The organism is uncultured Mailhella sp., assembly GCF_947631555.1.
In the GTDB taxonomy this organism is placed as follows: domain Bacteria; phylum Desulfobacterota; class Desulfovibrionia; order Desulfovibrionales; family Desulfovibrionaceae; genus Mailhella.
Window position 1 is genome coordinate 1 of record NZ_CANRLT010000082.1, and the last position, 10,531, is coordinate 10,531.

Below are 10,531 nucleotides of genomic sequence, written 5' to 3' on the forward strand. Positions count from 1 at the left end.
CAGTGCCTGCCCGTAGCCCTTGCGCGGCTCAATGGTGCTGACCTCCAGAAAGGAGGGGCGGGACTTCATGGCGGAAAGCACGGCCTCGGCGGAATCGGGCAGTCCCCGGCTTGCAGAGACGCTTTCAATGTCGCAGCCGAGGTGGAACCAGTTCACAAAAAACGGAGCCTCGTCCTTGACGTTCTCCTTCCGCCATGCCCGATACTCCTCGGCCACGGTCTCGGATGGCGTCAGTACACCATCGAAGCGGGAAATCAGGGGCAGCCATCTGGTAAATTCTTCCGGTAAAACGTCGGGAAAAAAGTCCGGACGCTGAAGAGGAATGAGATCATGAACGAGAAACAGAACGGCGACGCCCATGTTCTGCAGCGTCTTCAGCGCATGAAAATGCGTCTCCACCTCCCGCACATCGGGAATGGGATTCAGAAGAACGTCGCCATCCTGAAAGATGACAGGTGCGTCCAGGGCTTCATTTCCACATACGCCTTCCATCCGTCGGAGAAAACTCCGTGCGTGGACATAGCCTGCCCTATCCCCCGTGGTATAGACAGGATAGACACCGTATCCAAAAGACGGCATCGACCTCATACTGAGAAGAAGACTGCGGGTGACTCGGGGAATGCCCGCTGGCTCATCGTGAAACGCCAGTGAACCAATATTCCAGAACAGACGCCGCTTGCCAGGACGTTCGCCGGGCAGGAAAAGCAGACTACCAGCGTTTTCCTCCGGGAGACCGGACACCCTGAGCTTCAGCAGTTCAATCTTTCCACAGCAATAGCGTGTTTTGCAGGCAGACCGCCGGATCTGCAGCAGCGGCAGGCCGCAGATCTCCACACGGGAACGATGGGGAAGTTTTCGTATCCGAAGGACACGAAGTCCGGCAACATACCAGTCTCTGACCGAGGCACGGGAAAAGTCGTCCTTCCTTGGTACCGTCACAGTTGTGTCGGAAGTTCTGCGGCGCGAAAGACAAAAAAGCAGAAAATTTTTCCAGAATGGATACATGCGAGCTTCCTCATTCGGTTTGCAATTGAGTACCGCCATAGGACAAACCTGGACAGCAGCCTTTAGAGCTTTTCCCAGGGCAGGAGAATGCCTGTTGATTAATTCTGCCGCACCCTTTCCGGAAGTTCACGGCAGGCACGCGCGTAGCTTTCGGGCACACCGATGTCGATGAAGTAATCTTCCGCCAGGAAGCAGCGCGGGCAGAGTTCGGCAATCTTTGGTTCCAGCAGATCCTTTTCCAGGGAAAAGCGGCGCGGCATATCACGGAACAAGCCTGCCTGCACGCGATATACACCAGCGTTGACGAGTCCGGCGCCTGTTTCGGATTTTTCCCGAAAGGCCACGATGCGGCCGCCGCGCGTCTCCACGCTGCCGTAGCGTCCGGCATCGTCCACGGCCTTGAGCAACACCGCGAGCGGCTCGCCCGCGCAGTCTGCCCAGAAGCGGTCGTAGCGGGCCTGCACAAAGGTATCGCCATTGACCACCAGCGCCTCGTCAAGCCCGAACTGTCTCAGAGCCTGCTTCACGGCTCCGCCCGTGCCCAGGGGCGTTTCTTCCTCGGAATAGCGCACGGGCACGCCGTGGAATGACTCCCCGAAATATTCCCGTATGACGTGCCGCAGATGCGAGACGCACAGGATGAAGGTGTCGGCGCCGTAGGCGCGTAGATTCTCCAGAAGCAGCGCGAGAAACGGCGTGCCGCCGATGTCCGCCATGGGTTTTGGCACATCTCGCACTGCCTGCCGCAGCCGCGTACCCAGCCCGCCCGCCAGAACAACTGTCTTCATGGCTTCAGCCGTATACCCTCAGGACTGCCTTGCTGGAGGTGGATGAAGTCGCGCTTCTCGTACACGGACTGCGGATAGTCCTTGGGCGCGTACATCACGATCTGGCAGCCCTGATCGTCGAATTTGAACGGAACATGGATAAGGTTGCGCAGCGCCTTTTTTACGTCTCTGCGGTGCTCCTCCGGCACGTAGAACAGGATAAAGCCTCCGCCGCCTGCGCCGAGGAGCTTGCCGCCAAGCGCTCCGCTGTCCAGCGCAGCCTGGTAGATGTCGTCTATGAGACTGTTCGAGATTCTGTCGGTGAGAGAACGCTTAAGCGTCCACGTCTCGTGCAGCATCCTTCCGAAATCGTCGAGATCGGTGGAACTGTCGGTCAGGATATGGGAGGCCTCGGCCACCAGTTCCTGCATGCGCCCGAGCTGCTTCGTCTTCTCCCCGGTGCTTTTTGCCTGTTTTTCCGCAATTTCCGAGGACGTGCGCGATATACCGGTAAAGAACAGCAGCAGACTGCTGTTGAGAGCCGCTCGCCGTTCTTCATGGAGAATAAGGGGGTCCACGGAAAACGAACCATTGGCGTTGATGTGGATGTGGTTCAGGCCGCCGTACACGGTGGCGATCTGATCCTGAATCCCGCCGTTTTCCTTCAGAATTTCCCGTTCCAGGTGAATGGTCTCCCGCGCCAGTGCATACTTGGAAATCATTTCTCCCTTGAGCGCGTAGACGGCCTTGATAAGCCCGGCGCAGAAGGAAGAACTGGACCCCAGCCCTGACCGCGCGGGCAGATCGCACTGATTGCTGATCTCCACGCCCCGCGTCATGCCGTAATGCTGGAGAACCGCCCGTATGGCGTTGTGCTGTATCTCCTCAACCGTGTTTGGGTATTCCAGAATCTTCCACGCAATGCGATTTTGGTACTCCGGATTGAACGGGGGAAGATAGCGGCAGCTGATATAGTTGTAGTGATTGATGGTGGTGGAGAGTATGTCTCCTCCGTGTTCCTCGTACCAGGCGTGATAGTCGGTTCCTCCGCCGAAAAAGGAAATGCGGTACGGCGTGCGGGTGATGATCATCGGTTCTCCTCAGTTCCTGCCCGGAAACATGGCCGCTTCCACAATGCCGCAGATGATATGCCCGCAGGCGATGTGCATTTCCTGAATGCTGTTCGTGGCCGTGGCGGGCACGTCGAGGCAGAGGTCAGCGCAGTCCCTGAGGCGGCCGCCACCCTGCCCGGTGAAGGCCACGGTGAGGATGCCCATCTTCCGCGCCGCGGCAAAGGCCTCCACTACATTGCGGGAATTGCCAGATGTGGAAATGCCCACCAGCACATCGCCCTTTTTCCCTACGCCGCGGAGCTGACGGGAGAACACGTTCTCGTAGCCGTAATCGTTGCCAATGGCGGTAAGTGCTGACGTGTCCGTGGTGAGACTCTCTGCCGGCAGGGGATCGCGGTCAAACCGGTAGCGGCCGAGCAGTTCCGCGGCCAGATGCTGAGAATCGGCAGCTGAACCGCCGTTGCCGCAGAACAGAATCTTGTTCCCACGCTTGAGGGCTTCCGTCCAGGCTCGCGCTATGGCTTCCACCACGGGAGCCTTTTCCCGGAGACGCAGAAAATTTTCCGCCGTGCCTTCCATGCTTTGTTTTATCTGATCCAGCATTACAGTCCTCGCTCCGGCTCAACGTTGAAGAAATTTTCCGCCGCGTTCTATGCGGGAACGCCAGTAATTGAGCAGGTCGGTCATGGTCTGTTCAAAGGGGATCTGCGGCTTCCAGCCCGTGTGCGTCGTGAACTTGGACGTGTCCGGGATCTGGAGGTCGGCATCGATGGGCCGCAGCCTTTCGGGGTCGACCTCCACGCTGATCCTGTCCTTCATGGGCGACAGGGAGAGCAGGAAGTCCAGCATTTCGCCCACCGTACAGGTATACTGGCCGCCGATGTTGTAGTATTCCCCGGGCACGGGGTTGATCGTGACCATCATGTAGTAGGCCCGCACGGCGTCCCGTACATCGGCAAAGGTGCGCAGGGAGTGAAGATTGCCCACCTTGAGCACCGGCGGGATAAGCCCAGCCTCGATCATGGCGATCTGCTTGGCAAAGGTACTTTCCGCAAACACATCACCGCGGCGGGGGCCGGTGTGCGTGAACATTCTGGTGGTCATGACCGTCATGCCGTAGGCTTCCGCGTAGTAACGTCCCAGCAGATCCGTGCCGACCTTGGAAATGGCGTAGGGAGAGGCGGGGTGGAACGTGCATTCCTCATTGATGACGCCGCCCATTTCCTTCAGCTTTTCCTGCTTGACGCGGCCAAACACTTCCGAGGACGCACACACATGGATGACGGCCTCAGGCGCGTGCCTGCGCAGAGCCTCCAGCACGCGGGCAGTGCCCTCGATGTTGGTGTCCAGCGTGTCCAGTGGAGCCTCAAAGCTGGTCTTGGGATAGCTCTGCGCCGCCAGGTGGAACACATAATCCGGCGCCGCGCTGCGTACCGCGTTGTCAATGGAAACGGCATCGCGAAGGTCGCCGTACACCAGACGCACGCGCCTCTTGTTGTTGATGTCATCGATAAGGTGTTCGATATTGTCCAGCGGGCTGCGCCATCTGCACAGACCGCAGATCTCCCAGTCCGTTTCCCTGATCAAAAGATCCGCCAGATGCGAACCCACCATGCCGGTGATGCCCGTGATCAATGCTGTCTTACTCATGCCTGAACCTCTTTATGGAGTTTTTCCTTACAGAGGGAGTTTTGAAAGCAGCATTCTGGCGCTTTCTTCCCAGGTAAGGAGCTTGATGCCGGACGAGGATATCACACGACCGTTTTTCAGGTCTTCCAGCCATGTTTCAATGCAGACGGCCAAAGACTGGGGGTCAAGACCGCTGAAATACGAGGCATGATCTCCGGCAATTTCCCGAAATACCGGCAGGTCGCGCAGGATGAGCGGTTTCCCATGCCGTGCCCCCTCGACAACGGCCAGGCCGAAGCCTTCCGCTTCGGAAGGGAAGAGTATGCAGGAAGCGGCCGCGTACACCTTGTCCAGAAATTCATCGCTGATCCCCTTGAGCCAGAACAGTCGCTTGCCGTTTTCAGGATGCTTGTCGATTTTTCTGGCCAGGTTCTCGATTTTCCAGCCTTTTTTCCCCACAATGACGAAGTTGACGTCTATGCCCTTTGCCCAAAGACGCTCAAACGCAGCCAGCGCCTGCCCGTAGCCCTTGCGCGGTTCAACGGTACTGACTTCCAGAAAGGAAGGGCGAGACGTCATGGCGGAAAGCACGGATTCCGCACCGCTGGGAAGACCTGTGGTCGCATATACCGTGTTGAAATCGCAGCCTGGATGAAACCAGTCGATGAGGAACGGCTTGCTGGAATCAGCGCTATGGGTACTTCTCCAATGGCGGTAATTTTCAGCCGTAGTTTTTGAATCTGCTATAATGCCGTTAAAAGTGGAAAGTATCTGAAGATAGTTGTTAAATTTTCTTAAAATATCGTCATCAAACCATTGTGGATGGTGAACAGGAAGTAAATCATAAAGTATCCCGTATACATAAGTTCCACAAAACATTAAGTCATTAAGTAGTTTTGAATTTGAGTGTATGCGTACTTCCAGAGTGATCAGAATATCCCCAGGTAAAAATTCTATAACATAATTGTCTTCATTGGATACACACGTTCCTGTTTTTTTCAGATATCCGTTAGCTATTCTATAGGTATGTCCATCGAAATAAATGGGATGAGTTTCAAATTTTTTACATGACATTGCCATAAAATGATGGAGTATGTTTTTCTCTGCTCGCTGTATGCAAGTGTTAATATCCTTGATATTTAATTCTGTTATATCAAAATAAATTTTTTTTCTGTATGGAAAGAAGGTAGAAACCAACTTTCTGGAAAGCTTCATAAGTTGTTCATCAGTATGAGGCTGTTCAAGAATTTTTTCAGCACAGCATTGAATAAAAGCGTCAGGAGAGCGTTCTTCAACAATTTCCTTGCACGGAAGAATACCATAATCAAAATCAAGTAAGGTTCGAACGGTGACGTCCCATGAAAAATCTTGTGCTCGCTGCCTGCAATATGCGCGAAGCATTTCCTGCGCGGCAGAATTGGCAAGATATTTTTCCATGACTTGGCTGATACTTTTTACGGAGGTGGGGTCAAACAGGGCCTCCTGGTAATAGCCCAGGACTTCCGGCACAGAGCTCCGGTTGGAGCCGATAGCAGCTGCTCCGCAGCTCATCGCCTCTAATACGGTCATACCGAAACCTTCACTTAAGGATGGAAATACAAAAATATAACAGTGAGAATAAAGAGCGATAAGATCTTCATCTGGAATATACTTCAACAAAATACATTCTTTATCGCTGAGTTCAAGTTGGTTCATTTGCTGTTTCAGTGCCTGGTAACCAGATTCGTTTTTGCCGCAGGCGATAACTATCTGGTATGAAGAACGGATATGGATTGGAAGTAAAGTGTATGCTTCAAGGAGTGATTTGACATTTTTTCTAAAGTCAGATCCACCTGAATAAAAAATAAAAGGTCGGAAAATTCCATAAGTTGACAAAAAATCGTTTAATTCTTTGCCAGATTTCACGGAAGGTTTAAAATTGTCCTCAATGGCTGCTGGCATAATAAGAACTGGTTTTCCTGGAAAGCGCATCTTTATTTCATCTTTTATATAGTTTGTAGATGTTAAAAAAATGTCAAAAGCATTCATAGCTTTTACTCTTTCAGAATAATATTCGTTCAGAATTTTTGTAGATAAATATATTTCAGGGAATTCATCAGGAATAAAGTCGTGAACAAAACAAGCAGTTTTACAGTAATTTTTTAACAAATCAATGGATAAATAAAATTCCTCGTTCGGCCATGATACAGCCGAAAGAGCAATAAATAAATCGGGATGACACTTTAAAATTGCATGTTGATAAATGATAGATGCGTCATGACGTGGAATTTTACTGTCAGGCGCCTGAAAAGCAAGAGGAGTGGGTGAATACCACTTAATAAAGTGTTCGTCATCAAGCCATGGACTAAATACCTGCTGAATATATGCCGTACCGGTTTTTCTGTTACCATTGATAACAAGAAATATTTCATGTTCTCCCTTATTTTTGAGAATTGCTGTTACGAGGTTGCGAATATAGCGCCCCACGCCTGAAAAACGCGATCCTGTCTGCATTCCCTGCATATCTATGCAAATTCGCATATTAATTATCCATTTTGAACTTGTTTATCCGAGTTAGAAGTCGGTACACTTCTTTTTCCTTGTTCGATAAATCCGTTAATTTTATTTTTTTTATGATAGGCGGAGATGATCGTGCTGGGGGCAATGCTGCGATAAGCTTTTTTTTATAAATTTCAATTCCAAAAAGGCTAAAAGTAAATTTATCTGCGGAAAAATGCTTCGTTAGACACGGAATATGAACAATATAATAACAGTTCCAATCTTTTAAAGTAAGTTTTGATAAGAGATTAATTCCAAAAATATAGATAGTTTCTTTTGCTCCCTGCGCAAACTTGACCTTAAATAGAGCGCTTTTCTTTTTATAGGCACTTCTTCTTTTCCCTGGCATCACATGAGAAAGCAGCCGGTATCTGAACGCTCGATAAAAGGTGGAGGCTGAAATGCTGTTGTCAGTTTTTTTGGCTTTTGGATGGGAAGTGGGCGTACACGTGAAGCATGTTTCCAGAGTCAGTTTTCTTAAGTATAGAGCCAGTTCTCGTCTGTCATGGCCAATAGGAGCCGCTCCGGGGAGGAACAGGGAGATGGTCAGCTTTCCATCCTGAAAGAGCGCTTTATTGATATCAACGGCAAGAGAAGTTTCATCTCTTGACGTAAGGTACCATTGATCCAGCTTTTTTCCATTTGCGCAAAGCTCTATGAAGGTGCGGGTAAATACAGGTCGAAACGCAAGCGTCAGCCTGATATGCTGCGTTGTCGGAACTCTGAAATTGAAATAGACATGCTTGCCATCTGTATGACGGGCATGCATTTCCCTGTTCGACAATCCTGAAACGCAGAACGGTGTCTCCTCTGTAAAAACGCCTGTATAGGGCAGCGTCAGCTCGGGAAAATAATCGTTGCCCTCTTTGTAGCCTTCTTGATTGAAAACAACCGTGTGTTCTGTAATCAGCTTTTGAATGATTGTTTTTCGGATGTCGGACCGGCAACAGAAAAAGCGATCACTGATTTTTTTATATTCTGATTCAAGAGTAAAATTATTTTCTGCATAACTGCGTATTTTTTCAATGACGTTTTCAGAATCATAAAAAATATTGAAAAGTTCTTTATTTTTGCTCTCGACAAACATGTTATTACTTTCAGAATTCTTTCTTAAAAATACATCTTTAGAAAAGGCATCAATATGGTAAAAGATGACTGGCCTATTCTTATACAGGAAATCGAAACACATGGACGAGCAGTCAGTAACAAGCATGGATGCTGAATTTTTTATATGTCCAATATCTTTATCTTCTAAAAAGTGTATGAAATCAGATTTTAAATATATACAATTACTTATAGTATGATGAACTGCTACATAAATTTGCAGGCCATAGTTGACAGCAATTTCTTGCAGTTTATTGCTGCATATGAGTTTTTCAATATTTACTACATAATCTGAGTGTTCTTTATCTTTAAGAATTGAAAAATAATCTCTAGTTGTAAAATAGAGTAGAATTATTTTTTCTGGATGTTCTTTCATACTATCATAGCGAGAAAGACCGGCAAGTATCGTATCCTTATCATGGTAGGAATAATATTTTTTAAAGAGTTCTCTTTCTGAAGAATTGGAAAAGATAATCTTTTTAAAAACGGAATTTGAAATATCTTTAGCCCCCAAATATCCAGGTTTAAAAAAGTTAATCCCGTGCTGCGTATAGACAGTTATAATGTCACTTTTAAAAACGACGTCACTTATGCCCATGTAATTAATCACTTGAAAGGAATCCAGCCAGAATTTGGTTCTATAAAGAACATCGATAAATTCTTGCGAAAATTCACCGTGTTTGTATTCAATGATATGTTCGCTATATTTCTCTTTTATCTCATTCAGCTGAGGAGAAGCAATGTTCATCAGATAATATGAAGTATCCTGATATTCAGGTTTGGATTGCAAATATTCAAAAAGAGAATAGTTATCTACCAATTCTGCGTCTTTGTTTCGTATATTATCCATCAGGAGAAAAACGTTTCTCTTATATTTTTTCGACGCAACGGCTGCGCATAATTCATTATACCCCTTGGGTCTGGGCCTAGAAATTTGCCGATCAAGAATCTCTGAAAGTATTCTGAACTTGATTTTTTTCTCTTCAGGAAGAAAATGAGATAAAAACCTGTATCCGAAGCTTTTCGTTTGAAGAAAAAATTTTTTCTGTTTGTTCAAGGTTTATTCCTCCGAATAAGATAGAATCATATCTTTCAGTGTTTGTTCCAGACTAAAGACTTGTGTCCAGCCCAGGGTTTCACGGAGTTTGCTATTGTCTCCAATGATGACGGCAGTGTCCGCCGAGCGTATCAGTGCGGGATCGGTCTCGATGGCAGGCTCTATACCCAAGAGCTCCGCCGTTGTCGTGATGACCTCCTGCAGGCGTACACCTTTACCTGAACAGACGTTGTACACTTCGCCAGGCCTGCCTTGAGTGAGAATGCGCCAGTAGGCATCCACTACGTCCCGCACGTCAAGAAAGTCTCGTACAACATCGAGATTGCCCGTGCGAAGGCTTCCCTTGCCGCCGTTCTTTTTGATGTTCACAAGCTGCTTCACGAAGGACGGGATGACGAACGTATCGCGCTGACGCGGTCCTGTATGGCTGAACGAACGCGTCAGCATGATTTTCAGGCCGTAGCTGTCGGCGTAGATTTGAGACAATGTTTCCTGTGCAGTGCGCGCTGCGGCATAGGGATTGCAAGGTTTCAGCGTATAGTTTTCTTGGAGCGGCATGAGTTCGACCGGGTAACTGCCGTATTCTTCGGATGAACCTACGGAAAGCATACGTGCAGCAGGGCAGGTCAGGCGCACTTCTTCAACAAGGTTGAGGAAGATCGTGGAATTGTTAATAAAGCAGTTTCTCGGCATCTTCCAGCTTTGCGCAACAGAACTGATGGCGGCCAGATGCACGATATAGTCTGGCTGAAACTCGGAAATGGTCTCACGCACAACCTTTTCATTCATCAGATTAAGCTGTCGGTAGTAGAATGCCGGATGTTTCCACGATGCCTCCGGCAGCATATCAATGCCGAGCACCCTGAAATCCCGTTCGTGTTCCACCAGGTATTCCCAGAAGTATCGACCTACAAAACCGCCTATTCCTGTTACAAGATAATTTCTCATTTTTCTTTCCCGTTTACCCCATTACAACTTGCGTTTTTAATGGCATTACTTTTTGCCCCATTCCGGAAGGTCGAGCAGTTCAGCATGGAGAATTTGTATTGATTCTTTACTGCCATGAACGCGTCAGCTTCAGAGCCTCCGGTTTGTAGTGACCGAGGAGCGTGTGCAGTCCCTGCCGATCGACGCCCAGGACCATTAGAAAGTTCGCAAAGGAATGGCGCAGATCCTGAAGGCGAAGTTCGGGATGCCCAAATTCTTCGCGTATCTGATACCAGTCGCGGGTGATATAGGTGAGGCGTGTTCCGCTGCCTGTTGCGAACAGCCACGGCACGCCCTTGTGCCGCGGCAGCTTCGCAATAAACTTCTGGGCTTCGTTGTTCAGCGGGATCAGCCGCCGCCGTCCGGTAAAG

At 49.0% G+C, this 10,531-nt stretch carries 8 protein-coding genes and 1 pseudogene; all 9 read right to left on the minus strand.

Annotated elements, in window-relative coordinates:
- Positions 1-1,005, minus strand: a 1,005-nt coding sequence (locus tag Q0Z94_RS09880) for a hypothetical protein (RefSeq protein WP_298069267.1), incomplete at its 3' end; no start/stop codon positions are given.
- A 98-nt stretch (positions 1,006-1,103) separates the two neighbouring features.
- The gene (locus tag Q0Z94_RS09885) at positions 1,104-1,793 is read right to left on the minus strand and encodes a sugar phosphate nucleotidyltransferase (RefSeq protein WP_298069269.1); all 690 of its coding nucleotides are present in this window, start codon (positions 1,791-1,793) and stop codon (positions 1,104-1,106) included.
- Positions 1,790-2,863, minus strand: coding sequence for a kinase (locus tag Q0Z94_RS09890; RefSeq protein ID WP_298069271.1), 1,074 nt, complete (start codon positions 2,861-2,863; stop codon positions 1,790-1,792). Before Q0Z94_RS09890 ends, Q0Z94_RS09885 begins: the two co-directional genes overlap by 4 nt.
- 9 nt (positions 2,864-2,872) lie before the next feature.
- Entirely contained in the window at positions 2,873-3,448 is a 576-nt protein-coding gene (locus Q0Z94_RS09895) for a D-sedoheptulose 7-phosphate isomerase (RefSeq protein WP_298069273.1), read from the minus strand.
- An 18-nt stretch (positions 3,449-3,466) separates the two neighbouring features.
- The gene (locus Q0Z94_RS09900; protein ID WP_298069275.1) at positions 3,467-4,495 is read right to left on the minus strand and encodes a GDP-mannose 4,6-dehydratase; all 1,029 of its coding nucleotides are present in this window, start codon (positions 4,493-4,495) and stop codon (positions 3,467-3,469) included.
- 27 nt (positions 4,496-4,522) lie between these two features.
- Positions 4,523-6,994 (minus strand): glycosyltransferase family 1 protein, encoded by a 2,472-nt coding sequence (locus Q0Z94_RS09905; protein ID WP_298069277.1) that lies wholly within the window; start codon positions 6,992-6,994, stop codon positions 4,523-4,525.
- A 1-nt stretch (position 6,995) separates the two neighbouring features.
- Positions 6,996-9,173, minus strand: coding sequence for a CDP-glycerol glycerophosphotransferase family protein (locus tag Q0Z94_RS09910; protein ID WP_298069279.1), 2,178 nt, complete (start codon positions 9,171-9,173; stop codon positions 6,996-6,998).
- A 3-nt stretch (positions 9,174-9,176) separates the two neighbouring features.
- Entirely contained in the window at positions 9,177-10,121 is a 945-nt protein-coding gene (locus tag Q0Z94_RS09915) for a GDP-mannose 4,6-dehydratase (RefSeq protein WP_298069281.1), read from the minus strand.
- Between the two features lie 106 nt (positions 10,122-10,227).
- Positions 10,228-10,531: pseudogene (locus Q0Z94_RS09920) on the minus strand (hypothetical protein); the annotation flags it as partial.

Coding starts and splice junctions, on each gene's coding strand:
- Q0Z94_RS09905 (WP_298069277.1), bottom strand. CDS start 6,994: ATGCGAATTTGCATAGATATGCAGGGAATGCAGACAGGATCGCGTTTT.
- Q0Z94_RS09885 (WP_298069269.1), bottom strand. CDS start 1,793: ATGAAGACAGTTGTTCTGGCGGGCGGGCTGGGTACGCGGCTGCGGCAG.
- Q0Z94_RS09890 (WP_298069271.1), bottom strand. CDS start 2,863: ATGATCATCACCCGCACGCCGTACCGCATTTCCTTTTTCGGCGGAGGA.
- Q0Z94_RS09900 (WP_298069275.1), bottom strand. CDS start 4,495: ATGAGTAAGACAGCATTGATCACGGGCATCACCGGCATGGTGGGTTCG.
- Q0Z94_RS09915 (WP_298069281.1), bottom strand. CDS start 10,121: ATGAGAAATTATCTTGTAACAGGAATAGGCGGTTTTGTAGGTCGATAC.
- Q0Z94_RS09895 (WP_298069273.1), bottom strand. CDS start 3,448: ATGCTGGATCAGATAAAACAAAGCATGGAAGGCACGGCGGAAAATTTT.